The sequence below is a fragment of the Chryseobacterium sp. 22532 genome, from assembly GCF_052044665.1.
GTDB classification, from domain to species: domain Bacteria; phylum Bacteroidota; class Bacteroidia; order Flavobacteriales; family Weeksellaceae; genus Chryseobacterium; species Chryseobacterium lathyri.
Genome location: NZ_JBQENJ010000001.1, coordinates 824075 through 848487, shown reverse-complemented (window position 1 = coordinate 848487; position 24413 = coordinate 824075). Strand labels below are relative to the sequence as shown.

Sequence of the window (24413 nt, the reverse complement as noted above, 5' to 3'; positions counted from 1 at the left end):
TAAAGTTTATTTTTTAATAATGAGTTGTACTATTTTCCTTCCTCCCATAAACAACAACAGCAGAATAAGAGAAAAATCCAGAATCAGGAATGCATCCGCAAACAAAGTATATAAAAAGTCCTTCTGTTTCAGCTTTCTGATCACCTGTTCTGATTCTACATGTTCCAACGCATCGGAAATACCCATTGATTTCCATAACAGATAGAATCCCGCATAATTGATTCCGATAAGGGCAATCAACAGGAAAATCCAATATTTCTTTAGACAATCTGTCATTTATTTCTTTTTCTGAAGAAGTTCCAAGGCTTCTTTCAATGTATATTTTTTGTATTCGAAGCCTCCTGCATCTTTAGCGTAATCTTCGATGGTCCTGCCAAATCCTGAATTCTTTCTCAGTTCGTTGACATGCTCCGGGTCTTTTATCGGCCACACAAATGACAGAGTTTCTGTTTTCCCTTTTTTTGTTGAAAAAACTGAACGGATCTGCGTTCCATAAATCTGCTCTTTATTTTCGTACATGAGCTTTCTGTCCAGCATCATGGCATAGAGTCTGAACGGCAGTTCTTTTTCATCGGCCGCTTTTTTGATCAGAGGAAGGTACTTCTCAATTTTAGGGGAATGCTGGATCACATACCATACGGCATAATTCTCAGGTTCACCCACCATAGATTTTCCGGGATAGCCATATTTTTCAATGATCTTTTCAACTTTAACCAGATTCTTCTGATCCTGATCATCCATCAATTTGATAAGCCCCGTACTCACGTCTTCCGTAGAGAGGTTTTTCTCTTTTATGATTTCTGCCTTTCTTTCGGGTGTAATGTTGGGCTGTGTCAGCTCACGGTAGATCTGATCGTCTTTATAGATCTGCGCAAGCTCTTTTTTGAGCTCAAGGTTGAGTGGTTTTTCTTCAGTTTTCTGAATCTCTCCGAATTTTAACACTTCATCCAAAGTATAATTCTTAAAAACAAAACTCTTTCCGTAGAGACACTTGGCATAACTTTCCACCGTATCATCAAAACCGGCTTTTTTTCTGAGCTTGTTTACATTCTTAACATCTTTAATCGGCCAGATAATAGGCTCGCTTTCTTTCTCTCCATCATAAGAAGAAAATCCCTGAGTTCCGTAGATCTGTTCTTTCCCATCATCCATTAATTGTCTGTCCAGCATCATGGCATACAACCTAAACGGAATTTCTTTATGATCAGCTGCCGTTTTAATAATTGGCATATATTGATTAATTTTTGGAGAATGCTGAATCACCAACCATGTGGTTTCGTTTTCCGGCTCTCCTACCAGAGATTTTCCGGGATAGCCATATTCTGCAATAATTTTTTCAACTTTTTCAAGATTGATCTTATCCTGCTCATCCATCAGTGACCATAATCTATCTGTAATATCTTCCTTACTGAGATTTTTTTCTTTCATGACCTTTTCCTTTTGCTCCTGGGAAACGTCAGACTCCATCAGCTCACGGTAGATTTGATCATCTTTTTGAATCGTGGCCAATTCATTTTTAAGCTTTACATTAATTTTCTGATCCTGCTTTTTCTGAGCATTGATCAAAACTGAAAAGAAAATGGCGAAAAATAAATATCTCATGATTCGTGTTTTGATGGTTTATTTTTTTGGCTCTTTATACGGGAATAATTTTACCAGACCTTCATACAAACTTCTGTGAAGAATGGTAGCATGATTGTCTGTTTCCATCATTTTATATTCAACAGTCCAGTTCTTTTTACCTGCCTGCTTCAATACATCATAAAGAGATCCTGCATCTTTTACCATTACAGGATGTTCGTCTTTTCCTACAGAAACGTAAACAAATTTTTTCGTATCCGGGCTTTTGGAAAGCCATTGCGGAGCCTGTTTCAATAAACTCTGATCATCCCACCACAAACTTGGGCTGATGATAAAATAATTATTGAACATTTCCGGCTTTTTGAAAAGGATTTCTGTAGCAAGAAGCCCACCCAGTGACTGTCCGAATACATATTTCTCTGTTGTTTTATACTGCTTTCCTATGTAAGGAAGTAGTTCTTTATCCAGAAAATCAATAAACTTATCTGAATGTCCTGTTGTAGGATAATCCTGCTGTAAATCTTTCATATCTGTATGAAAGGTAAAATCTCTCTTTCTGTCGATATTAGCGATTCCTACCACGATAGTTTCCGGCATGGCATACATTTGATTAAAGAACTGTACTAATCCTGAAACATGGATAAAGTCTTCATTCATTGAGCCATCCAGCAAATAGATCACCGGGTATGATTTTGTTTTATCAAAACCTTGCGGCAGATAAATGTTTAAAGTTCTGTCTTCATTTAAAATCTTAGATTTAAATGTTCTGGCCTCTCCGATAGTCAACGGTTTTACTTTTTCATTCTGGGCTAAAACCATGAATTGAAAAGCAAACAGCATACTACAGGCAATGAGCATCTTTTTGATCATATTCGTTTTCATTATATCATAAAACCTTATAATTTTGAATAAGGTTTAAAAGTTTATTTTAAATCCGCCCAAATACTGTAATCCACAGTTTTGGTAGCGGTCTGTTCTACATATTCTGAGAACGGTTCACATGGCAGAATAGCTTCTTTTCCTTCTCTAGCCAGCTGTTGGTACAGCTTGGTTCCTTCTGTTTTCCAGTGGATCATTTCATCGGAAACATCACGGATGATTTTGGCAGGACTTCCCACAATCAGTTTTCTGGGTTCGCAAGTGAAATTAGCCGGAACAAAAGCCAATGCTCCGATGATGCATTCATCACCGATAACAGCTTTATCCATCACGACGGAATTCATTCCTACCAGGCAGTTTTTACCGATATGTCCGGAATGAATAATAGCTCCGTGTCCGATATGGGCTGATTCCTCAAGAATGGTTTCAATATTCGGGAACACGTGAAGGGTACAGTTTTCCTGAACATTGGCTCCGTCTTTAATGATAATTTTCCCCCAGTCGCCGCGGATCACCGCATTGGGTCCGATGTATACTTCTTCACCGATTTCCACATTCCCGATGATCACCGCTTGCGGATGAATATAGGCAGAGGGCTTGATAATTGGGCGGATACCGTGGTATGAGTAGATGTTCATAATTTTTTTATTAAAAAATTAATTTAACAATGTATCAATCTAGCAGTTTACCAATTGAAATGCTTCAACAGACTCAGCATGGCAGGAATTGTTACATTGATACATTTTATATTGTTACATTATTGAAAAAGTTATACTTTTTCAATGACCATTGCATAGCCCTGTCCGACACCAATACAAAGGGTACACAATGCATATTTCTTATCCTGTTTCTGAAGTTCCATAGCGGCAGAACCAATGATTCTTGCTCCCGAAACTCCCAGCGGGTGACCGATGGCGATAGCTCCTCCATTTGGATTTACTCTTGAGTCATCATCTTTCAAACCTAAGCTTCTGGTCACAGCTAATGCCTGTGCTGCAAATGCTTCGTTCAGTTCAATGATATCCATATCGTCCAGGGAAAGATTTAATCTTTTTAATAATTTCTGGGTCGCCTCTACAGGTCCGATTCCCATAATTCTTGGTTCCACACCAGCTACGGCAGATCCTAAGATCTTAGCTTTTGGTTTTAAACCATATTTTTTCACGGCTTCTTCACTGGCCAGGATAAGAGCTGCTGCTCCGTCATTCATTCCTGAAGCATTTCCTGCCGTTACGGTTCCTTCTTTTCTGAAAGCCGGACGAAGTTTTCCTAAACCTTCCATAGAAGATGTCGGTTTGATGAATTCATCCTGATCAAAAATTTTAGGCTCTCCTTTTTTCTGAGGAATTTCAACTTTTACAATTTCTTCCGCCAGTCTTCCGCTTTGCTGAGCTTTTGTCGCTTTCTGCTGAGACCAAAGGGCAAATTTGTCCTGATCTTCTCTGCTGATACTGTGCATATCCGCTAAATTTTCAGCGGTGTCTCCCATTCCGTCAACCCCGTACATTTCTTTCATCTTAGGATTGACAAAACGCCATCCGAAAGTGGTATCAAACATCTGGCTGTCTCTTCCGAAAGCAGCCCCCGGCTTAGACATTACGTAAGGTGAACGGGTCATATGTTCCACTCCACCGGCGATATAAATTTCACCTTCTCCGGCAGCAATGGAACGGAAAGCATTAGCCACCGCCGACATTCCGGAAGCACAAAGTCTGTTGACTGTTTCTCCTCCGATTTTGTAAGGCAGTCCAGCCAATAAAAGCGCCATTCTCGCCACGTTACGGTTATCTTCTCCCGCCTGATTAGCGCATCCGAAAATAACGTCCTCAATTTCCTCAGCAGGAACTTCAGGATTTCTGCCCATAACTTCTTTAATAACCACTGCCGCCAGATCATCGGCTCTTACTTCTGATAATCCGCCCTGCAGTTTTGAGATTGGGGTTCTGACGTAGTCTATGATGTATACGTTGTTCATAATATTTTTAATGTAAAAATTTAGCAATGTAACAGTCTAACAATGCTAAATTGATGGATTTTTATTTAAACTTGTACTTAATATTTTATAAATAATTTTTCCCAATTCTATAATTTGACCTTCTAATTTTTCATCAAAAGGATAATTTTTGGAATGCTTACACAGATATAGCCAATATTTGGTTTCTTCCAATTCTTTGGCTGAAATTTTTATCTTATTGATAAAATCGTTTTTACTGTGAGGGTTTTGTGCTTCAAATGCATTGGCTCCAATGCTTGTTCCACAACGTAATAATTGTTTCGCAATAACAAATTTTCTTTTTTCTTCTAACAATTCACAATATTCAATAATATCTAATGAAAATTGAATCGTTTTAGTTATTAATGGATTATTTTCAAAATTGATCATCATTATTAAATTGTTAGATTGGTAAATTATTACACTGCTACATCGAGCTTACAACTCCGTTACTTTTTTTCCGATTTTGTAAACGGTTCCGACGAATTTTGCGATCAGCTCATTGTTTTGATTGGTAATTTTTATGTCGTAAACCGCTGTTTTTCTGGTATCATTGACCAGAATGCTTTCTGCTCTGAAAATATCACCTTCTTTCCCCGCTTTGGTAAAATTGATGATACAGTTCAGGGCAACGGCTGCGTCTCCGGAACTGTTGGACGAAAATGCCAGTGCAGAATCTGCAAAAGCGAACGTAACCCCTCCGTGAACCGTTTTCAACCCATTGATCATCTCTTTCTTGATGGGCATTTCTATTAAACAATAATTTTCTTTGACTTCGATCATTTTGATATTCATCCATTGGGAAAAATAATCCTGACCGAACATATAATCTGCAACTTGTCTTGGATTCATTTTTAATTTATGCTTGTTATTTCTTCATATAATTCATCAACCAATTTGTCATAAATACTCATGGTTTTACCAAGAATTATCTGTTCATACTTAAGATGATTTTCTGAATTTGATAGATTTTGAGTTAGATAAGGAGCACTTAAATCAATACCGTTTTCATTGGCTATTTTTTTAATTAACTTTTTATATTTCTCATTAAACTTTCCTAGCAACTCAAGTCTCTCCTGCTCATCATCAGAGCAAGTTTCCTGGGTTAAATACCGTTTCTCGATTAAAAGTCTGGTCTCCAACTCAGCCTTGAATTCATCTATATTCATCATATTGACTTAATTTTATTGATTAATAATACTTTTCAAAACTTTAATTCCATTCTCATAGGATTTTTTAAAAAAGAAATTAATCAAGAAATAGATTATTATATAAAAAATAACTATCGGAAATATTAATGCTACTGCCTTTGCTCCAGTTTGAATACAATTAATAAGTACTGCAAAAACTGGAAGAATGCCCCACATATATAATAATATTCTGAATGTTCTATGAAATTTTGAACTCAACCTTATTATCGTCTCGTGTTCTTTTTGAATCAACTCGCCTTCAAAAACACACAAAATTCCTAATGGCATTTCAGCACTTATTACCTTTAAAAAGTTTTTCTCAGTATATCCTTTTAAAGATTTGTCAGTACTTCCCATCCTTAGAGAATGGCTTATCTGGCTGTTATTATTTATATTTAATAAAACCTTTTCAACAGAGTTTAAAGATTTCATTTCATCATATTTTTCAGGAAAATATTTCATATCACAATTTTCTCAACAAAGGGCTCTGTCTGTATCTTTCTTCCTGATATTCTCCGTAAAGATTTTGCAGAGTTTCAGAGATTTTTGAGTAGCCGATTTCTTTTCCCCAGCCTAGTAAGCCTTTTGGATAATTGACTCCTTTCTGCATTGCCAGCTCGATATCTTCATCGTTGGCAATTCCTAATCTTTTGGCCTCTACGGCTTCGTTGATCAACATTGAGATGATCCTTAAAAAGATCTCCTGATACAATGCATCATTTTTCTCAGCAACCGGTTTTTCTGCTCCTTCTGCGTAATCATAGAAACCTTTTCCGGTTTTTCTGCCGTGAAGTTTAGCTTCGGCCATTCTTTGCTGAAGCAGAGAGGGTTTGTATTTCGGATCGTAGAAATAGTCTTTGTAAACGGTTGTGGTTACGGCAAAATTAACGTCAACACCAATTAGGTCCATTAATTCAAATGGTCCCATTTTAAAGTTTCCTAATGTTCTCATCGCTACGTCTACCTGTTCAGGAGTTGCTATGTTTTCTTCAACAATTCTCAATCCTTCCCCATAGTAAGGACGGGCGATTCTGTTGACGATAAATCCGGGAATATCTTTAGCAATCACTGGAATTTTACCCCAATCTTTCATGAGGTTGTAGATTTTCTCCGGTAATGATTTTTCTGTTAATAAAGATGGAATCACCTCAACCAAAGGCATCAATGGCGCCGGGTTGAAAAAGTGAATTCCGATGAAACGCTCAGGTTTCTTTAATTCCGCACCAAGAGAGGTGATAGAAATGGATGATGTATTGGAACCGATGATACAGTCGTCCGAAACATAGGTTTCAAGCTCTGTAAATACTTTGGTTTTTATGTCTTTGTTTTCGATGATGGCTTCTATCACAAGATCGGAATCTTTCAGATCCTGTAAAGCTTCACCTTTAACGATATTGTTTCTGATTTCTGTGGCTTTTTCCTGAGAAATTTTAGCTTTATCCACTAATTTCTGAAGTGTTTTCTCTAAGCCTGATAGTGCTTTATCTATCTGCGGAGCATTTGCATCGAATAAAACGACTTTGCATCCCGCTGTTGCAGCCACCTGAGCAATTCCTACGCCCATGGTTCCTGCCCCAATAATTCCGATATTGTTCATGTTCTGTATTGTGTAAAATGTACAATGTAAAAAGTATAATCACAGCAACGTACTCTGTACATTGTACTTTTTACATTGTACAAAATCCTTTATTTCCCTTTATAATCAGGTTTTCTTTTCTGTAAAAAGGCGTTTACCCCTTCGATGAAATCTTCTGTCTCTGCAGCTTCCTGTTGTAGATCGCCTTCCAGTTCCAATTGCTCTTTTAATGTATTGGTATAAGATTGAGCAAAGGCTTTTTTTGTTAATTTAATCGCGGCAGTCGGCATATTTGACATTTTCTCAAGAATCTCCATAGATTTCGGAGCAAATTCTTCTTCAGTGAACACCTCAGCCACTAAGCCGTAAGATTTAGATTCTTCAGCTGATAGTCTTTTACCTGTAAATGCTAAATAATTAGCCAATTGTCTTCCCAATAATTTTGGAAGGAAATAAGTTCCACCCGTATCAGGAATGAGTCCGATATTTGAAAATGCCTGCGCAAAATAAGATTTATCTACCGCCAAAACAAAGTCACAGATCAATGCCAACATCGCGCCTGCGCCTACTGCAGGACCATTTACCAATGCCACAACAGGTTTTTTACAACGCGTGATTTCTGTTACCAAAGGATTGTAGTAATCCACTACAATTTTTCTGATGATATCGTTATCATGGTGCTCATTACCCTGTACGAAAGCATCATCCAGATTCTGACCGGAACAGAAAGCTCTTCCTCTTCCCGAAATCGCCACACATCTTACTGTTGGATCTTCGCTGCATTCTTTAATAAAATCTTTCAGATCTGATAAAGAAGGCTTGGTAAGCGCATTCATTGTTTCCGGCTGATTGAGGTAAGCAATTTTCAGTTTTCCGTCAAAATGCGTTTCAATATCAAGTTGTGTATACATGGTTTTAAATTTAAAATTAAATGATTAAAGAATTAAAAAATTACACTGCTCTAATTTAACAATATAAAATAATGTGGCAATCGCTGTAGTGTAACAATCTAACAGATTAATGATGCAACAAATAATTTAACAATCTAACAGTTTAACAGTGTAACAATTATTTGACATTGGTAAACTGGTATGTTGATTCATTAGTACATTAATTAATGGCATTTAAAATAATCAAAAGGCTCCAGACAGTCTAAGCATTGATAAGAGGCCTTACACAAAGTAGAACCAAATCTGCTGATCTGTTTTGAATTCATAGAACCACAACGCGGACATTGTTTCGGTTTCCCGATGTGATGTTCGTCTGCTCCCTTTTCAGGAGGTGTGATTCCGTAAATACGAAGTTTTTCTCTTGCTTCATCTGTTAACCAGTCCGTTGTCCATATCGGGAACATTTTGGTTACCACTTTCGCATCCCAGCCGTTTTCCTTCATGATCTTCACAATGTCTTCTTCAATGGTGAACATGGCAGGACAGGCAGAGTAAGTTGGCGTTATAGTTATTTCGCAGGTATTTTCGCCTGTCACTTTTGCCTCTCTTACAATACCTAATTCCACAATATTGATTACCGGGATTTCGGGATCCGGAACCTGGGATAGTATGTTTAAAATATTTTTTTGCATTGCTTTTCTTATCTAAAAGAAAATCATTCAGATAACTAAATAATTACGTTATTATAAAAATTTTCATGATAAATGGTCTGTCCTGGAACGTCTGCATCATGTATTGGTTCAGTTGCATTATAGATCAAATTATCTTTAACGAATACTTTTTTAGTACGTATAAAAAATCCCATATTAAGATTTTCAAGGGTATTATCAGTAACTGTAACAACATTTTCAAGGGTTTTACCTGTATTAATAACGATTCCAGCCCCTGTGCTATTACCTGAAATAAAATTGTCATTAATAAGCACTCTTCCCATAAATTTTGAATCTGACTCCAAACCGTTTATCTGTATCCCTACAAATCCATTAAAACTAGTTTCCGGTCTTGCATTAAGATGATTATCATTGATAAAAATCTTTTCTATTTTTTTAGGTTCCAATGGAGTATGGTCATATCCCGTTTTAAATCCATCTATATTAATACCAATTCCTATTAGGTTAAAAGCCTGATTATTATTAATTGATAACACACTTACATCACCATTAACATTGATTCCATATCTTAAATTATACATTTTATTATTTGAAATCTCAATGTTTTCTGCTGCACAAAAAGAAGAAAGTCCTAATAGTGTAATGCCGTGGCTGTATTCTGTTGCTGCATCCAGAATATTGTTATGAATACTTATATTCTTAAATTTCGTTTGATTGTATTTTACATCTTCTCTTGAAGCTGCCATAATCATCCCGTCCTGATCTGCTATCAGCTGATGAATAATATTATCACATATGATTCCATTTTCCCTGGTTCCATCAAATCTGATAGCTCCCCAAGTTAAGTTTTTAAATATATTATTGGAGACAATAAAATTATTTACATTATCATAAAAATCTACTGCATAAAGCCTGTGTAAACCAGTATGGTTTCTTCCACAATATTCAAAATAGTTATTGTTTACGAGAACTGATCCTTTTTCTCCCAGCGAAAAAGCATAAATCGCAACTACCCCATGATCCGGATTGTGATTTTCTGCATTTTTAAAAGTATTATTTTCCACAACTACCTCTGCATAACTGGACTGCGCAATAACTAAATGCTCCATTACATAGATTTGCTCCTGAACCCCACTTTCAAAAAGATTGTCATGAATTATTATATGTCCCTCACGACAAGAATATATTTTTACAGCATGATTATATAAGTCAAAAAAATGACAATTTGTAATTTCTATATTGCTTGACTCAGTAAAAAATATACCACTGTTAAATTCTTTAAGAGCAGCATCATCAGCACTATTATATGTAATTAAATTACTTTTATTTTGGTCGAACCTAAGCCCCTCTATAATGACATTATCACAACGAGTAAAGCTAAAATAAAATCCTTCAAGACGGTCCTGATCTTTTTTATTTGATTTTATTAATGTATGCTGCTTATCTCCTAAGAGTTTAAAACATGATTTATCTTCAAAAGCCAATTGATTATTTACAATATATTCTCTTGCATCAAATCTTAAAATCGCTCCCAAATGTGCAGCTGTATTAACAGCCTTAGTAATCATAACCTCATGTGTATCAGTCGGAAGACTAGCATACTGACATCTATACCATTCTATATTAATGGTATTCTCTGTATAAATGGCTTTATAATATTTACCATTTTCAGTAATTAAAACAACTCCATCCACTAGGTTTGGATCCAAATCTATTTCCTGATAACGAATAACTTCTCCGGTATTGTGGAATGTTTTAATAACAGTAGATTCCTGACATGTTGATGGAAACTTTTGACTGCTGCAATTTGTCATAATAAATGTTTTTGTGTTGATTATTTTTAAATAAGATCATTAAAAAATGATACTGACGCAAAACTAAGTGCCACTAACGACAAAACCTGTCGTATCATTTTATTATGTAATTTATTTTGAACACGATTTTTTAATATTTTTAATGACATTTAAAATAATCAACCAACTCCAGATGTTCATCTGCTCCTTTTTTGGAAAACATTTTTCTCATCTTCTACCACGTACATCCCGGATACGCTCTCTGCATATACTGAAGTTCGCAAAGAATAAATCCGAAATATTCTGTATGGTATCCTGTTCTGGATTTAGGCTGCATGAATGGATTTGCCGGATATTCCAATCCATATTCTGAAAAATCTTTTTGTGTGATGGCTAAGAATTCTTTGTACAATTCGTCTCCGTCCGGAGCGATATTTAAAGCAATTAAATCATCCTCCCCTTCAACTTTCGCAAATAATCCTTTTGAATATTCCCAAATATTATCAAGAGATTTTACTAAACGTTCACGGCTTTCTTCTGTTCCCTGAGCGAAAATTTTCATCCAGGAAGAAGCGTGCGTATAATGGTATCTCACTTCTTTTAAAGATTTCTGAGCGAGTGCAGAAAGTTCTTCATCTGCGGAATTTGACAATGCCTCGTACATCAGTTTCTGATATACAGAGAATACATAAACTTTAAGAATGGTCTGCGCATAATCTTCATTAGGAAGTTCTACCCAATGTGCGTTGACGTATTCATGTTCGTATCTTAAGAAGGCTAGATCATCTTCACTTTTACCGTTATCAATAACTCTTGATGCATATACATAAAAGTTATTGGCTTGGCCAAGTTCGTCCAATGCAATGTTTGTCAATGCAATATCTTCCTCTAAATAAGGACCTTCACCACACCACGCAGATAACCTTTGTCCCATGATGAAGCTGTCATCGGCAAACTTTAATAAATAATTATATAATGGATTCATTTTTATAGAATTTAGAAATTAGAGGTTAGAAATTAGACTAAATTCTAGAATCTAACTTCTAACTTCTTTATTACATGTTTTTTACATCATTAGGAATATCATAGAATGTCGGGTGACGGTATAGTTTGTCATCTGCCGGGTCAAAGAAAGCTTCCTTGTCTACTCCTTCTGAAGTCACGATATATTTACTCGGTACTACCCAAACGGAAGTTCCTTCTTTTCTTCTGGTGTAAACGTCTCTTGCATTCTGCAAAGCCATTTCTGCTGTAGGAGCCTGTACTATTCCTGCGTGTTTGTGAGATAATCCCGGTTTAGTCTGAATAAACACTTCCCACATATCTAAATTTGCCATAATAAAAATTAATTTAACAATGTATCAATCTAACAATTTACCAATAATGAGATTCTTCGCTTTGCTCAGAATGATCAATTGATTGTTACATTTTTACATTGGTATATTGTTACATTGAAATTTTTTCCTGTTTCTCTGCAAAAGCTATTGCTGCTTCTTTTACCCAAAGGTTTTCCTGCTGTGCTTTTACTTTGGTCTGTAATCTTTTCTTATTACAAGGTCCGTTTCCTTTTAAGATTTCCATGAATTCATCCCACGGAAGTTCTCCGAAATCGTAATGCTGTCTTTCTTCATTCCACTTCAGATCTTTATCCGGAATGGTTAATCCCAAAAATTCAGCCTGAGAAACGGTAACGTCGATAAATCTCTGACGAAGACTGTCGTTACTTTCTCTTTTTACTCTGTAATTCATTGAGATTTTAGAGTTAGGCGAGCTGTCGTCATTCGGACCAAACATCATCAAAGCTGGCCACCAGAAACGGTTTAACGAAGCCTGAGCCATTTCTTTCTGCTGTTTTGTACCACGGCAAAGTGCCATTAGAATTTCGTAGCCCTGTCTTTGGTGAAAAGATTCTTCTTTACAGATTTTCACCATCGCTCTTGAATAGGGACCGTAAGAATTCCCCATCAACATTACCTGATTCATGATTGCAGCACCATCTACCAACCAACCGATCGCGCCGATATCTGCCCAGCTCAATGTAGGATAGTTGAAAATACTTGAATATTTTGCTTTTCCTTCCAACATATCATCATAGGTTGCGTCTCTGTCCGCTCTGATGGTTCCGTTTCCTAAGGTTTCAGTTGCAGAATACAGATATAATCCGTGACCTGCTTCATCCTGAACTTTAGCTAAAAGAGCCATTTTTCTTCTCAGTGAAGGGGCTCTTGAAATCCAGTTGGCTTCCGGCAACATTCCGACAATCTCAGAATGGGCATGCTGTGAAATTTGGCGAACCAACAGTTTTCTGTAATCATCAGGCATTACATCTTTTGGTTCTACTTTATTTTCTTCGTGAACGTATTGAACAAATTTTTCTAAGTCCATAATTTTCAATTTAGCAATGTATCAGTTTAAGAATGTACCAATGATTGTTACACTGGTAAACTATTAGATTGTTACATTAATTTTACACATCATAATTAAGCATCACCACATTCGTTGTCGGGTGACATTGACACGTCAGAACATAACCTCTGGCTACTTCGTCTTCGGTAAGCGCAAAATTTTTCTCCATGAAAACTTCTCCTTCCAGAACCTGCGCTTTACACGTACAACAAACTCCTCCCTTACAAGCAAAAGGTACAGGAAGATTGTCTTTTAATGCTTTATCTAAGATACTCTCTTTTTTAGAATTAAGGTGGAACGAATATTCATCATCATCAATGATTACCGTCACCATACTTTCTATATTCGCAATGGCCTTGAATTCATCACTCATTTCCTCAGAATTTTCATCATCAGGAGCAGTGAAATATTCAAATAAAACCTGAATGGCAGGTACTTTTTTATCTTTCTTTAAATAATCGGAAATCCCTTTAATCATTTCCGCAGGGCCACAGATGAAATAAGTGGCTTCTTTTACATCAATATCTGTATATCTTTCAAATAACTGCTCTAATTTTTCAGCAGAAATTCTTCCTTCAAATACAGGATCTTCATGTTTTTCACGGCTTACCAGATAAATCACCTTCAGTCTTCCGTTGAAATGCTCTACCAGTTTATCGATCTCAGCTCTTTTCATCACATGATTCATGCTTCTGTTGCTGTAAAAAAGATAAGCGCAGCTGTTCGGCTCCTGATAAAGGCTTTCTTTAATATTGGATAAAACAGGGCTGATACCACTTCCTGCCGCCAAACCCACATAGGTTTTCACATTGGTAGGGTGATAAGAAGTATTGAAACCACCCATCGGAGGCATTACTTCCAGAACCTCATCCATATGAAGGTGCTCATTGAAATACCCTGAAACCTTTCCGCCGTCCAAAAGCTTCACCAGCACTTCCAGTGTGTTGCTTTTTTCGCTCGGGGCGTTGCAGATAGAATAAGAACGTCTTTCTTCATTCCCGTTGATCATCATACGGAAATTAAGATACTGCCCCTGCTTGAACCTGAATTTATCCTTCAGCTCCTCAGGAACTTCTACCGCTACGTTTACCGCATCAGGAGTATCTTTCTGAACCTTTACCGTTTTAAGTTTATAAAATGAATTCATTATTTTTTAAGTATTCTATTAATTTTTCCGCCTTCGCACTTAGGCAAGCTGTCCTGGGCATGAATTTTTACTTTCGTGGTAATTCCTACCCTCTTTTTTATTTCGTTTTCTATGTTTTTTCCAAAGCTGCCGACAAAATTAAAATAATCATCGGTATTAGCATCTATTTTTTGAGCTTTCACCAGTTCATCATCAATTTCTACGTCGATATCCAATGCTACACACATCTGCTCTTTTTCAACCGGTGTAAGATAATAGTTCGGAACTACTCCTTTTACGTGTGAAAATGCCTCTTCGATCTGGCTTGGATATACATTAACCCCTCTTACGATCAGCATATCGTCTGCTCTTCCTTTGATAGGTCTCATTTTCACCATGGTTCTCTTCGCATTTTCATCATAGTAAAGACTTGTGATGTCATTCGTCCAATACCGTAAAAGCGGCATGGCTTTTTTCGTTAAAGTCGTAATAACCAGAACCCCTTCTTCCCCAAACGCAACCGGTTGTTTCGTCACCGGATCCAATATTTCAGGATAAAAATGGTCTTCCCAAATGTAAGAACCTCCTTTCTCTTCAAAATCCTCCATGGATACTCCGGGACCGATAATCTCGCTTAATCCATAGATATTCGTTGCATGAAGGCCTAATCTTTCCTCGATATGGCTTCTGATAATTTCCGTCCATGGCTCAGAGCCTAAAACAGCATATTTCAGACTGATTTCATCTGCAGAAACTCCTCTTTTCGTAAATTCATCCGCAATCGTCAATGCATAAGAAGGCGAGCAGCAGATTACTTCAGGTTTAAAATCTAAAATCAGATCAACCTGTCTGGCGGTCATTCCTCCCGAAATAGGAAGAACGCTCATCCCCAACTTTTCTGCTCCGTAATGGAGCCCTAACCCTCCGGTAAAAATTCCGTATCCGTAAGCATTGTGCAGCTGCATTCCCGGTCTTGCTCCTGCTGCATATAATGATCTGGCAACTACTTCACTGAAAAGATCCACATCTTCTTTTGTGTAGCCCACCACTGTAGGTTTTCCTGTAGTTCCGCTGGAACAGTGAATTCTCTGCAGCTCATTTTTCGGAACGGTAAAAAGTCCAAACGGATAATGATCCCTCAAGTCCTGTTTGTAAGTTATAGGAAGTTTCGTGATATCTTCAATCGACCTTATATCCTGTGGAGCTATTCCTGATTCATTAAATTTCCCTCTATAAAATTCTGATCTCTCTCCAAGATAGCCGACCAAATCTGTCAACCGTTCAGACTGAAGCTGTCTCAACTGGTCGAGCTTTATATATTCAATTGAAAAATCCATATTCTACTAACTAACATTTGTTAGGTGTAAATTTAAAAAGAATTTCTATGCTGACAAAATTTTTATGACTTTTGTCACATTTTGAATGATTCTAAATAACTGAATAGGCTACAATGAGTTATTTTTCCGTAAACAGTCTCAATATTAGGGTTACATGAGAAGACTCTTATTTGAACCATTAAGATTTTTTAAGGAAGAATAATTAAGGAAATATCAAAGCTATTGTCATTCATACTTGAAGAGAGTAACTATTAGGTCACGTCATTCCTGAACATCCTTGGCAAGGTTTAAAACCTTGCCAAGGATAAAAAATACGATTTTCAGCACTAAAGCATTCAGCTTAAAATGTAAATCTTATGCACAAGCTTTTGTGTCTTTTGTGGTAAAAAATTATTGCTTTTGATTTCCTAATAACCCATACAAAAGCTTTGCTCTTATTTCATTGGTAATTTCGGTGGTAGATTCTGTATTTCTTTTGAACCAGAAATAGGAATTATTAAGGGTATGAAGAATAAATCTTGTCGTAAAAGTCGGTGATTTCAGTTCCCATTTTTCAGCATCATAGATCTCAGAAATTAACTGCTCTACCTCATCCTGATAGTTCTTTCTCAATGCTATAAATTCAGGAAGTCTTTCTTCAAGGTGTCTCCATTCATTAGAATAAATATGGGTAACATCACGATTTTGAAGAACGACGGATAAATGCTTGTCTAAAAATAAATTGAGTTTATCTTTTGGAGCAATGTCCGTATTTTTCACTTCCTGGAGTTCATCAAAAAAATCCTGTGCAATGCCAAAGCAAATCCATTCCAGAATTTCTTCCTTTGAACGGATATGGGCATACAGTGACGCAGCTTTGATATTAAGCTTTGTGGCAAGATCTCTAACCGAGCTGCCCATATATCCTTTCTCTTTGAAAAGTTCTACGGCTACGTCTAAAATTTTCTTTTGTTTTTCTTTAAGCTCCATCTGGTAAAATGCAAAAGTAATTATTCTGAGGTTAATAAATTAATTTAACACTATGATTTTAAACACAGAAGCGGGAGTTTTGCTAAACGACCTTGTCAAATCAGCAATTTTTCCATTTGGAGTTCTGGTTAAGTTTAGGTAAAAAAGCCTTTAAATATTAAAATAGCTCCTTCATTCCATTTTCAATTTTTCCCGAATCGGACGGTTTTTCCATTATTTCAAAGCCAATATTAAAGAATCGGAAATTTTGTCAAGTTAATTTAACGTTAAAAATAGATAATCCGGAAATTTTGTCTATGTTTTTTGTAAATTTAATAATTGAACGATTTTTGAAATACAGTAATCGATTAAATGATTAAATAACTTGATGGCATTAAGAAACCGGGCCTGAAAATTTGGTTTCTTGGTGTCTTTTTAAAACTGAACCAAAAACAAATATTACCAAAAACATAAAAAATATGAACTTAAACCAATATACTGTAAAATCACAAGAAGCCATCCAGGCAGCACAGCAGACTGCCATGGAATTTGGTAACCAGAGTATTGAGCCACAACATATACTTGAAGGAATTTTTCAGGTAGATGAAAATATTTCACCTTTCTTACTAAAAAAATCTGAAGCGGATGCCAATCTGGTAAGGGAAAGAAACAGGGAAAATATTGAGAGACTTCCAAAAGTTCAGGGAGGGAATATTTACCTTTCCCAGTCTGCGAACAAAGTTTTGCTGGACGCCCCGAATATTGCTAAAAAAATGGGCGACGAATATGTAACTATTGAGCATCTGTGGCTTTCGTTACTGGAAACCAGTTCCGAAGTATCCAAAATGCTTAAGGATATGGGCGTTACTAAAAGCCTGTTGGAAGGTGCTATCAAAGAATTAAGAAAAGGAAGCAAGGCTACTTCTGCCAGTTCGGAAGAGACTTACCAATCCTTAAATAAATATGCTAAAAACTTCAACGAATTAGCAGCAGAAGGAAAACTGGATCCGGTAATCGGGCGTGATGAAGAGATCAGAAGAGTGCTTCAGATTCTTTCGAGAAGAACTAAAAACAATCCGATCCTTATTGGGGAACCAGGTGTAGGTAAAACAGCCATTGCTGAAGGTATTGCCCACCGAATTATTTCGGGAGATATCCCTGAAAACCTGATGGACAAAACGCTGTACTCTCTGGATATGGGGGCACTAATTGCCGGAGCCAAATACAAAGGTGAATTCGAAGAACGTTTGAAATCTGTGGTGAATGAGGTGATCAAGTCTGAAGGGCAGATCATCCTATTCATCGATGAAATCCATACTCTGGTAGGCGCCGGAGGCGGTGAGGGTGCAATGGATGCAGCCAATATCCTGAAACCTGCTTTAGCAAGAGGAGAATTAAGAGCAATCGGTGCCACTACCTTGAATGAATATCAAAAATATTTTGAGAAAGATAAAGCATTGGAGAGACGTTTCCAGAAAGTAATGGTGGAAGAGCCGGATACGGAATCTGCCATTTCAATTCTTCGTGGAATTAAAGATAAATATGAGGCTCACCATAAAGTACGAATTAAAGATGAGGCGATCATTGCCGCAGTGGAAATGTCTCAGCGATATATTTCAGACCGTTTTTTACCGGATAAAGCGATTGACCTTATTGACGAAGCTTCAGCGAAGTTGAGAATGGAAATCAATTCAAAACCGGAAGAACTGGATGTACTGGACAGAAAACTGATGCAGCTGGAAATTGAATTGGCAGCTATCTCAAGAGAAGGCAACCAAACGAAAATTGATCATTTGAAAGAAGATATTTCAAAAATTTCTGAGGAAAGAAATGAGATCAACGCGAAATGGCTGAAAGAAAAACAAAAATCTGAGGATTTAACACAGATTAAAAAAGATATTGAGTCTTTGAAACTGGAAGCAGAAAAAGCCTCAAGGGCTGGAGATTATGCGAAAGTTGCAGAAATTCAATACGGAAAAATAAAGGAAAAAGAAGATGCTTTGCAGAAACTAGAACTGGAGATGCAGAACCATCAGAATGAATTAATTAAAGAGGAAGTAACTTCTGAAAACATCTCTGAAGTGATTGCAAAATGGACAGGAATTCCTGTTACCAAACTTATCCAGTCCGAAAGAGAAAAGCTTCTGAATCTTGAAACTGAGCTTCACCATCGTGTCGTTGGGCAAGATGAAGCAATAGGAGCTGTTGCAGATGCCATCAGAAGAAACAGAGCAGGATTAAGCGATGAGAAAAAACCAATCGGATCTTTCTTATTCTTAGGAACAACTGGTGTTGGTAAAACTGAGCTTGCTAAAGCTTTGGCTGAATATTTATTCGATGATGAGAATAATATGACGAGGATTGACATGAGTGAATACCAGGAAAGACACAGTGTTTCCAGACTGGTAGGTGCTCCTCCGGGATATGTAGGATATGATGAAGGCGGACAGCTGACGGAAGCAGTACGAAGAAGACCTTATTCTGTGGTTCTTCTGGATGAAATTGAAAAAGCGCATCCGGATGTTTTCAACACTTTGCTGCAGGTTTTGGATGACGGGCGCCTGACAGATAATAAAGGACGTGTGGTGAATTTTAAAAATTCAATCATCATTATGACTTCCAACTTAGGTTCACACCTGATCCAGGAGAATTTTGAAGACATTACAGAAGAAAACCAGGACGAGATCGTCAGCAAAACCAAGGATGAAGTTTTTGATCTTCTGAAACAAACGCTCCGTCCGGAATTCCTGAACAGAATTGATGAAGTGGTATTATTCCAGCCTTTAAATAAAAAAGAGATCGGAAAAATTGTTCAGTATCAGCTGAGAGGTTATAATGATATGTTAGGCAAACGTAATATCATCATGACCGCCACTCAGGACGCCCTGGATTACCTGATGAATAAAGGCTATGACCCTTCCTTCGGAGCAAGACCGCTGAAAAGAGTAATTCAGCAGGAAGTATTAAATAAATTGTCAAGAGAAATTCTGGCCGGAAAGGTAAATGACGGTGACAGAATCACTTTAGATTATTTTGAAGAAACAGGTTTGGTTTTCAGACCGACAGATCAGTAAAGTAGTTTTTTTCATATATATTATTTTTGTAAGTAAGTGGTGCAGCCCAATCTGCATCACTTATTTTTTTATTGATTTTTTTATCATAATCATGTGAAATATTACTACATTTATCATTCAAAAAAAATTACTAACTAAAACAAAATCAGCATGAAAAAATTAAAAAGAAGTTCATTAAGAACTATTTTAGGAGGAAAAATTGACTGCAGTTGCAACATATTAATTTACCCTGACGGCTCTACCAGCGGAACGTGTGCTACAGAACATTGTTCACAGATCAACATCAATTGTGGACAGGCTGAATGCAGACCTGGTCTTATTGACTAGCCTCTAAAATAATGGTATGAAAAAGCTAAAAAGAAATGATTTAAAAAGAATCAGTGGTGGTGTATCGTCTGCAATTACAGAATGCGACATCGATATGAACTGCCCTGCAGGACTGTGCTGTTCAACAGGATATATCTGCAGGGACCCCAAAAAATATCCTTGTATTTAACTATAAGCCGGAGTAAAATCTCCGGCTTTTTTATTTATTACAGCCGTTATAAGATAGGAGTCCAAAAGTCAGTTGGACTATATTATTTTACAGCCCATATGCAATCCGTAAAAACACGGAAAATAAACAGGAAAAAACACATCCGTTTACCTTGAAATTTTTACGAGATTTGCACTACTAACTAACATTCTTTTATAAAACTAACGTTATGAAAACAAAATCTACTTATGAGGCCGGAGCAAACGAGTCTGCCTCAAGCACAAATACCATTGCTTCAGAGCTTGTTCAACAGTTAATAGGCAACTACAGAAACAATCAGATGCAGGCTGTTAATAAAGAATTAGGGATTACGGATTCTCATGCCATATGGTTTGATCTTCCTAAACTCAAAAAATTTATAGCATGTGTTGAGAATGAAGCGGCAAAAGTAAATCCTGAGGTTACTGAAGAAGATTTAGGCATCAGGTTCTATTATGCTGCCTATCCAAAAGCTGAAGACTGGGCCATTATGGAAAGTCATCCTGTAGAAAAGGAATATGCAGAAAGACATACTTTAGTAATGATCCCGACCCTGAAAAAAGCGGATGAAACAGGGGAAATGCTTAACTATGATTTCTGTCCGTTTAATTCAGAATCAGTTTTAGCTATGGCTTCAAAAACCGGACAGCCGGCTGGTCTTGAAACCCTTGCTGAAAATCACGGAGCATTATCACCTCCAGACAATCCTAAAGCTGAAATGTTTCCTTAACACAATCACTAATTTATTTTTACTATACAATTGACATGACTGATTTTCAGAAGATACTTCAGGAATCCATGATCTGGACAGAAGGACTTGCAGCCGTTATATCGGTTATTTACTATAATCGTAATAATAAGGAAAAGTACTGGAAGTATTTTTCCATTTATCTAATTATTATTTTCCTGTCTGAAATCATCGGAAAATGGGGAGGCCTGATCATAGAATATAATAAACAGAATTTTTTCAATTATTTTGTAATTCCCCTTGAATTTCTTTTTTTTTACTGGCTTTATGCTGCAAAATCACTGGGCAGGCCAAAGCTGTTCTACACCATGTCCCTGCTGTATCTTTTGTCATTTGTATCAAGTGAATTCTTCTTCACCACGAAAAAGATCATTTTATCCTTTAACTATACAGTCGGATGCCTGCTCTTAATGGTATTGGTAATCATGGAATATTACAAACAAATCAATTCTTCTGAAATCCTGAACTTCAACAGAAACAAGATGTTTTATATCAATCTTGGAGTGACATTATTTTATATAGGAACACTTCCATTCTGGACATTCTTTAATCTTATTAAGGAATACAGAGAGCTGCATTATATCTATTTTTCTTATTTTCTTATGTCAGGAATTATAATGTATCTATTATTTTCAATTTCATTCATATGGGGAAAACAGAGCTCATCATCGTATTAATTTTGTTTAATATATTCTTTGTACTGTTTGTATCCGCAGTAATAGTTTACATAAGGAAATATCAGCAGCGTAAAAAAGAGTATTTGAATAAAATTGAAGTGAAAAACGAAATCCACAAACGGGAACTCCTGGCTACACAGCTTGAGATCCAGCAGGCCACCATGCAGCAGATAGGACGTGAGCTTCATGACAATATCGGCCAGAAACTAACACTTGTGAGCCTGTATACCCAACAGTTGCTTTACGAAAACAGAGTTCCTGAAGTAAACGAGAGAATCGATCAGGTTTCTCAAATTATAAATCAGTCGCTACAAGACCTCCGAAGCCTTTCAAAAACTCTGACAGATGATAATATAAACCAGAAGGAAATCGTAACTTTGATCCAGGAAGAGGTAGATAATACCAACAGTTTCAAAAGATGCCATGTGAGTTTTGAACACAACTTTAAGCAGCTTGATCTTGGATTTGTCCACAAAAATGTGCTTCTCCGGATCATACAGGAATTTATTCAGAACAGCATCAAGCATGCAAACTGTAAAAATATTTTTATCAACCTGAATACTTCCGAGGAAGTACTCTGGGAGCTCAACCTCAGGGATGACGGTATTGGATTCGACAGCACCGAGATAAAATCCAACGGCATTGGCCTGACTAATATGAAAAACAGGGCAGCCATCATAGGTGCGGATTTCAGTCTTGAAAGTCAGAAGAATACCGGAACTACACTCAATATTATTTTAAAAAAACAGCCATGAAAAAAACAATAGTAATTGTTGATGACCATGTATTAATTGCCAAAGCTCTGGAAGGAATTATTGATAATTTTAATGAATTTGAAGTAATCTATGTGTGTGAGAATGGTAAAGATCTGATCCAGAAATTTGAAGACAACGGTGCAATCCCGGACATCATCCTTCTAGATATCAGTATGCCAATTATGGACGGCTTTGAAACCGCTGCCTGGCTCACACAGAATCATCCGGAGATTAAAGTAATGGCACTGAGCATGCAGGGTGATGACAACAGTGTCATTAAAATGATCAAAAACGGTGCAAAAGGATACTTATTAAAAAATACCCACCCTAAAGATCTGGAAACGGCATTAACAAGATTAAATTCTGACGGCTTTTTCTATCCGGAATGGGCTTCAAAAATTATATTTTCCAATCTGAACAAAGATAAGGAAGCAGAAAATACCGTAAGAATTTCGGACCGCGAAAGAGAATTCCTGAAATATACTGTCACCGAACTAAGCTATAAAGAAATTGCAGACAGAATGTGTTGCAGTCCGAGAACTGTAGAAAGCTACCGCGACCAATTATGCGACAAATTGGACCTGAAAACACGGGTCGGCCTGGCAGTTTTTGCTATTAAAAATGGTTTTGCAGGTTAAACTGATAAAATAAAAGTTAAAAATATAAATCAGTTAAAATAATTAAAGTAAATATTTTTAATTAAAACAATTTTAAGTGAAAAATATTTAAATTCAAATTGTAAAATTTATTAAAATTCAATTAAAAAAGCTGAAAACAAAATAATACTCAACAACTACCGCTATTTAATGGTGATTATTCAAATATGTGTGAATATTTTTGTGTATTAATTTTTTATAATATAAATTTGGAGAGCAAACCATTTACAATATATTATGAAAAAACTATTCTTCGGAGCTCTCGTTCTGGGCTTCATGTCAGCTTGTACAAGTGATAATATATCCAATCAGGAGGATATATCTCAGGATCCGGGAAATCCTTCAAGCACTATGGCTTCAAAAAGAGCCTGTCCTTCAGATATCATAAGGGAAAAGGCGCTCAAAAGCGATCCGGCATTAAGAGCCAGATTTGAAGCTAATGAGTTACAGTCTGAAAAGTTTTCAAGAGACATTATGATGGGCAAAGTGCTTGCAGATGGAACAGTGGAAATTCCGGTTGTTTTCAATGTGATCTATAACACTTCTACCCAAAATATTTCTGACGCAAGAATTGCAGAACAAATCGCAGTACTAAATGCAGACTATGGTGCTACCAATTCTGATGTTGCTAACATACCATCTGCATTTCAGCCAGCAGCAGCGGGTGATGTAAAGATCCGTTTTAAACTGGTGACAACCAACCGTAAGCAATATACAAAAACAGGCTGGAGATCCGATCTGGAAGAAATGAAAAAATCAACTACCGGAGGTATTAATGCAACTGATCCTACTAAAAACCTGAATATCTGGGTGGTTAATTCTATCCTTGATGAGAATAGCCAGCCCGGGACACTGGGATACGCTTATTATCCTGAATCTGCCGGTTTATGGTATGACGGACTTGTTATAGGCTATCAGTACATCGGAAAAACAGGTGCTTCCGTTCCATTCAATTTAGGCAGAACAGTTACGCATGAAGTAGGCCACTATTTAAACCTGCCTCACCTTTGGGGATCATCCAACACAGGCTGTCAGACAGATTATTCTAATGACACTCCTACTTCTCCGGGACCTAACTACGGAACACCATCTTATCCTTTAAACAGAGTTTGCGGAGGAGTAAGCCGGTCCCAAATGTTTATGAACTATATGGATTATGTAGATGATAAAGCTATGTTCATGTTCTCTGCCAACCAGAAAACAAGAATGCAGGCCGTAGTAGCTGCAGCCGGTCCAAGAGCTGGATTAAGATAACAATATCCAAATTAACTTAAATATAAGAGCCTGAAGTTTTCTTCGGGCTTTTTATTTAATGATTCAGTATTTTTAGACTATGAGTTATCAGAACATATGAGTAAAATGCGGAATAAAGTATTTCTAATAAGAGAATTTGAACTTAAAACCCACTTGCTGTAATTCATATTAATAATAAACAAAATAACCTATTTCAAATTCAAAAAAATTAAAATTTTGCTATAAATTTTAAAAAAATTAAATTATTTTTCCGTCAATCATCAAATTAACATAAAATCAACACAAGTCCAAATTAGCAATAATAAACACAACGAATTGAGTAAAATATTATTACATTAATAATAA

27 protein-coding genes are annotated in these 24413 nt (G+C 36.6%); 8 read left to right on the top strand and 19 right to left on the bottom strand.

Annotated features, from left to right (window positions below):
* Nucleotides 1–6: 6 nt before the first annotated feature.
* The 19 genes from ACTJIV_RS04015 to ACTJIV_RS03925 all read right to left on the bottom strand — a co-directional run bounded on the left by ACTJIV_RS04015 (nucleotide 7) and on the right by ACTJIV_RS03925 (nucleotide 16411).
* A complete protein-coding gene (locus ACTJIV_RS04015) occupies nucleotides 7–276 on the bottom strand; it encodes a hypothetical protein (RefSeq protein WP_440625739.1) in 270 nt (89 codons plus the stop codon).
* Nucleotides 277–1602: a DUF6624 domain-containing protein gene (locus ACTJIV_RS04010; RefSeq protein ID WP_440625737.1), complete on the bottom strand. Its 1326-nt coding sequence runs from the start codon at nucleotides 1600–1602 to the stop codon at nucleotides 277–279.
* A gap of 18 nt (nucleotides 1603–1620) precedes the next feature.
* Nucleotides 1621–2463, bottom strand: a complete 843-nt coding sequence (locus ACTJIV_RS04005; RefSeq protein ID WP_440625735.1) for an alpha/beta hydrolase — start codon at nucleotides 2461–2463, stop codon at nucleotides 1621–1623.
* A gap of 41 nt (nucleotides 2464–2504) precedes the next feature.
* Entirely contained in the window at nucleotides 2505–3098 is a 594-nt protein-coding gene (locus tag ACTJIV_RS04000) for a transferase hexapeptide repeat family protein (protein WP_429935133.1), read from the bottom strand.
* A gap of 131 nt (nucleotides 3099–3229) precedes the next feature.
* Nucleotides 3230–4435: a 3-oxoadipyl-CoA thiolase gene (gene pcaF, locus ACTJIV_RS03995; protein WP_440625733.1), complete on the bottom strand. Its 1206-nt coding sequence runs from the start codon at nucleotides 4433–4435 to the stop codon at nucleotides 3230–3232.
* A 45-nt stretch (nucleotides 4436–4480) separates the two neighbouring features.
* Nucleotides 4481–4843, bottom strand: a complete 363-nt coding sequence (locus ACTJIV_RS03990) for a four helix bundle protein (protein ID WP_116012078.1) — start codon at nucleotides 4841–4843, stop codon at nucleotides 4481–4483.
* A gap of 48 nt (nucleotides 4844–4891) precedes the next feature.
* Nucleotides 4892–5305, bottom strand: coding sequence for a PaaI family thioesterase (locus tag ACTJIV_RS03985; protein ID WP_223558306.1), 414 nt, complete (start codon nucleotides 5303–5305; stop codon nucleotides 4892–4894).
* Nucleotides 5306–5307: 2 nt separating this feature from the next.
* Entirely contained in the window at nucleotides 5308–5625 is a 318-nt protein-coding gene (locus ACTJIV_RS03980) for a hypothetical protein (RefSeq protein WP_223558305.1), read from the bottom strand.
* A 12-nt stretch (nucleotides 5626–5637) separates the two neighbouring features.
* Nucleotides 5638–6105, bottom strand: coding sequence for a hypothetical protein (locus ACTJIV_RS03975; RefSeq protein WP_440625730.1), 468 nt, complete (start codon nucleotides 6103–6105; stop codon nucleotides 5638–5640).
* Nucleotide 6106: 1 nt separating this feature from the next.
* Nucleotides 6107–7240, bottom strand: coding sequence for a 3-hydroxyacyl-CoA dehydrogenase NAD-binding domain-containing protein (locus ACTJIV_RS03970; protein WP_440625729.1), 1134 nt, complete (start codon nucleotides 7238–7240; stop codon nucleotides 6107–6109).
* Nucleotides 7241–7329: 89 nt separating this feature from the next.
* Nucleotides 7330–8130: an enoyl-CoA hydratase/isomerase family protein gene (locus ACTJIV_RS03965; protein WP_440625727.1), complete on the bottom strand. Its 801-nt coding sequence runs from the start codon at nucleotides 8128–8130 to the stop codon at nucleotides 7330–7332.
* A 203-nt stretch (nucleotides 8131–8333) separates the two neighbouring features.
* Nucleotides 8334–8801, bottom strand: coding sequence for a 1,2-phenylacetyl-CoA epoxidase subunit PaaD (gene paaD, locus ACTJIV_RS03960; RefSeq protein WP_440625725.1), 468 nt, complete (start codon nucleotides 8799–8801; stop codon nucleotides 8334–8336).
* Nucleotides 8802–8836: 35 nt separating this feature from the next.
* A complete protein-coding gene (locus ACTJIV_RS03955; RefSeq protein WP_440625723.1) occupies nucleotides 8837–10594 on the bottom strand; it encodes a right-handed parallel beta-helix repeat-containing protein in 1758 nt (585 codons plus the stop codon).
* Nucleotides 10595–10808: 214 nt separating this feature from the next.
* Nucleotides 10809–11558 carry a 1,2-phenylacetyl-CoA epoxidase subunit PaaC gene (gene paaC, locus ACTJIV_RS03950; protein ID WP_440625721.1) on the bottom strand — a complete coding sequence of 250 codons (750 nt, stop codon included), beginning with the start codon at nucleotides 11556–11558 and terminating at the stop codon, nucleotides 10809–10811.
* Between the two features lie 70 nt (nucleotides 11559–11628).
* Nucleotides 11629–11910 (bottom strand): 1,2-phenylacetyl-CoA epoxidase subunit PaaB, encoded by a 282-nt coding sequence (paaB, locus tag ACTJIV_RS03945; protein WP_034725794.1) that lies wholly within the window; start codon nucleotides 11908–11910, stop codon nucleotides 11629–11631.
* Nucleotides 11911–12019: 109 nt separating this feature from the next.
* Complete coding sequence (paaA, locus tag ACTJIV_RS03940) at nucleotides 12020–12958, bottom strand: 1,2-phenylacetyl-CoA epoxidase subunit PaaA (RefSeq protein ID WP_223558299.1); 939 nt, start codon at nucleotides 12956–12958, stop codon at nucleotides 12020–12022.
* Nucleotides 12959–13040: 82 nt separating this feature from the next.
* On the bottom strand, nucleotides 13041–14126 hold the full coding sequence (locus tag ACTJIV_RS03935; RefSeq protein WP_111957305.1) for a 2Fe-2S iron-sulfur cluster-binding protein: 1086 nt from the start codon (nucleotides 14124–14126) through the stop codon (nucleotides 13041–13043).
* Entirely contained in the window at nucleotides 14126–15442 is a 1317-nt protein-coding gene (locus ACTJIV_RS03930; RefSeq protein ID WP_440625718.1) for a phenylacetate--CoA ligase family protein, read from the bottom strand. Before ACTJIV_RS03930 ends, ACTJIV_RS03935 begins: the two co-directional genes overlap by 1 nt.
* Before the next feature lie 390 nt (nucleotides 15443–15832).
* Complete coding sequence (locus ACTJIV_RS03925) at nucleotides 15833–16411, bottom strand: TetR/AcrR family transcriptional regulator (RefSeq protein WP_440625716.1); 579 nt, start codon at nucleotides 16409–16411, stop codon at nucleotides 15833–15835.
* Between the two features lie 458 nt (nucleotides 16412–16869).
* Here ACTJIV_RS03925 and clpB point away from each other — a divergent pair, with 458 nt between their 5' ends.
* The 8 genes from clpB to ACTJIV_RS03885 all read left to right on the top strand — a co-directional run bounded on the left by clpB (nucleotide 16870) and on the right by ACTJIV_RS03885 (nucleotide 24068).
* On the top strand, nucleotides 16870–19464 hold the full coding sequence (gene clpB, locus ACTJIV_RS03920) for an ATP-dependent chaperone ClpB (RefSeq protein ID WP_440625714.1): 2595 nt from the start codon (nucleotides 16870–16872) through the stop codon (nucleotides 19462–19464).
* A gap of 150 nt (nucleotides 19465–19614) precedes the next feature.
* Nucleotides 19615–19791, top strand: a complete 177-nt coding sequence (locus tag ACTJIV_RS03915; protein ID WP_167409422.1) for a hypothetical protein — start codon at nucleotides 19615–19617, stop codon at nucleotides 19789–19791.
* A gap of 16 nt (nucleotides 19792–19807) precedes the next feature.
* A complete protein-coding gene (locus tag ACTJIV_RS03910) occupies nucleotides 19808–19960 on the top strand; it encodes a hypothetical protein (RefSeq protein WP_157963381.1) in 153 nt (50 codons plus the stop codon).
* Nucleotides 19961–20168: 208 nt separating this feature from the next.
* A complete protein-coding gene (locus ACTJIV_RS03905) occupies nucleotides 20169–20708 on the top strand; it encodes a hypothetical protein (protein ID WP_111957297.1) in 540 nt (179 codons plus the stop codon).
* A gap of 35 nt (nucleotides 20709–20743) precedes the next feature.
* Nucleotides 20744–21403 (top strand): hypothetical protein, encoded by a 660-nt coding sequence (locus ACTJIV_RS03900; protein WP_440625712.1) that lies wholly within the window; start codon nucleotides 20744–20746, stop codon nucleotides 21401–21403.
* A gap of 83 nt (nucleotides 21404–21486) precedes the next feature.
* Nucleotides 21487–22158 carry a sensor histidine kinase gene (locus tag ACTJIV_RS03895; RefSeq protein ID WP_223558295.1) on the top strand — a complete coding sequence of 224 codons (672 nt, stop codon included), beginning with the start codon at nucleotides 21487–21489 and terminating at the stop codon, nucleotides 22156–22158.
* Nucleotides 22155–22796 (top strand): response regulator transcription factor, encoded by a 642-nt coding sequence (locus tag ACTJIV_RS03890; RefSeq protein ID WP_111957291.1) that lies wholly within the window; start codon nucleotides 22155–22157, stop codon nucleotides 22794–22796. Before ACTJIV_RS03895 ends, ACTJIV_RS03890 begins: the two co-directional genes overlap by 4 nt.
* Nucleotides 22797–23051: 255 nt before the next feature.
* A complete protein-coding gene (locus ACTJIV_RS03885; RefSeq protein ID WP_440625709.1) occupies nucleotides 23052–24068 on the top strand; it encodes a zinc metalloprotease in 1017 nt (338 codons plus the stop codon).
* Nucleotides 24069–24413 lie beyond the last annotated feature (345 nt).

Coding starts and splice junctions, on each gene's coding strand:
- ACTJIV_RS04015 (WP_440625739.1), bottom strand. CDS start 276: ATGACAGATTGTCTAAAGAAATATTGGATTTTCCTGTTGATTGCCCTT.
- ACTJIV_RS04010 (WP_440625737.1), bottom strand. CDS start 1,602: ATGAGATATTTATTTTTCGCCATTTTCTTTTCAGTTTTGATCAATGCT.
- ACTJIV_RS04005 (WP_440625735.1), bottom strand. CDS start 2,463: ATGAAAACGAATATGATCAAAAAGATGCTCATTGCCTGTAGTATGCTG.
- ACTJIV_RS04000 (WP_429935133.1), bottom strand. CDS start 3,098: ATGAACATCTACTCATACCACGGTATCCGCCCAATTATCAAGCCCTCT.
- pcaF (WP_440625733.1), bottom strand. CDS start 4,435: ATGAACAACGTATACATCATAGACTACGTCAGAACCCCAATCTCAAAA.
- ACTJIV_RS03990 (WP_116012078.1), bottom strand. CDS start 4,843: ATGATCAATTTTGAAAATAATCCATTAATAACTAAAACGATTCAATTT.
- ACTJIV_RS03985 (WP_223558306.1), bottom strand. CDS start 5,305: ATGAATCCAAGACAAGTTGCAGATTATATGTTCGGTCAGGATTATTTT.
- ACTJIV_RS03980 (WP_223558305.1), bottom strand. CDS start 5,625: ATGATGAATATAGATGAATTCAAGGCTGAGTTGGAGACCAGACTTTTA.
- ACTJIV_RS03975 (WP_440625730.1), bottom strand. CDS start 6,105: ATGAAATATTTTCCTGAAAAATATGATGAAATGAAATCTTTAAACTCT.
- ACTJIV_RS03970 (WP_440625729.1), bottom strand. CDS start 7,240: ATGAACAATATCGGAATTATTGGGGCAGGAACCATGGGCGTAGGAATT.
- ACTJIV_RS03965 (WP_440625727.1), bottom strand. CDS start 8,130: ATGTATACACAACTTGATATTGAAACGCATTTTGACGGAAAACTGAAA.
- paaD (WP_440625725.1), bottom strand. CDS start 8,801: ATGCAAAAAAATATTTTAAACATACTATCCCAGGTTCCGGATCCCGAA.
- ACTJIV_RS03955 (WP_440625723.1), bottom strand. CDS start 10,594: ATGACAAATTGCAGCAGTCAAAAGTTTCCATCAACATGTCAGGAATCT.
- paaC (WP_440625721.1), bottom strand. CDS start 11,558: ATGAATCCATTATATAATTATTTATTAAAGTTTGCCGATGACAGCTTC.
- paaB (WP_034725794.1), bottom strand. CDS start 11,910: ATGGCAAATTTAGATATGTGGGAAGTGTTTATTCAGACTAAACCGGGA.
- paaA (WP_223558299.1), bottom strand. CDS start 12,958: ATGGACTTAGAAAAATTTGTTCAATACGTTCACGAAGAAAATAAAGTA.
- ACTJIV_RS03935 (WP_111957305.1), bottom strand. CDS start 14,126: ATGAATTCATTTTATAAACTTAAAACGGTAAAGGTTCAGAAAGATACT.
- ACTJIV_RS03930 (WP_440625718.1), bottom strand. CDS start 15,442: ATGGATTTTTCAATTGAATATATAAAGCTCGACCAGTTGAGACAGCTT.
- ACTJIV_RS03925 (WP_440625716.1), bottom strand. CDS start 16,411: ATGGAGCTTAAAGAAAAACAAAAGAAAATTTTAGACGTAGCCGTAGAA.
- clpB (WP_440625714.1), top strand. CDS start 16,870: ATGAACTTAAACCAATATACTGTAAAATCACAAGAAGCCATCCAGGCA.
- ACTJIV_RS03915 (WP_167409422.1), top strand. CDS start 19,615: ATGAAAAAATTAAAAAGAAGTTCATTAAGAACTATTTTAGGAGGAAAA.
- ACTJIV_RS03910 (WP_157963381.1), top strand. CDS start 19,808: ATGAAAAAGCTAAAAAGAAATGATTTAAAAAGAATCAGTGGTGGTGTA.
- ACTJIV_RS03905 (WP_111957297.1), top strand. CDS start 20,169: ATGAAAACAAAATCTACTTATGAGGCCGGAGCAAACGAGTCTGCCTCA.
- ACTJIV_RS03900 (WP_440625712.1), top strand. CDS start 20,744: ATGACTGATTTTCAGAAGATACTTCAGGAATCCATGATCTGGACAGAA.
- ACTJIV_RS03890 (WP_111957291.1), top strand. CDS start 22,155: ATGAAAAAAACAATAGTAATTGTTGATGACCATGTATTAATTGCCAAA.
- ACTJIV_RS03885 (WP_440625709.1), top strand. CDS start 23,052: ATGAAAAAACTATTCTTCGGAGCTCTCGTTCTGGGCTTCATGTCAGCT.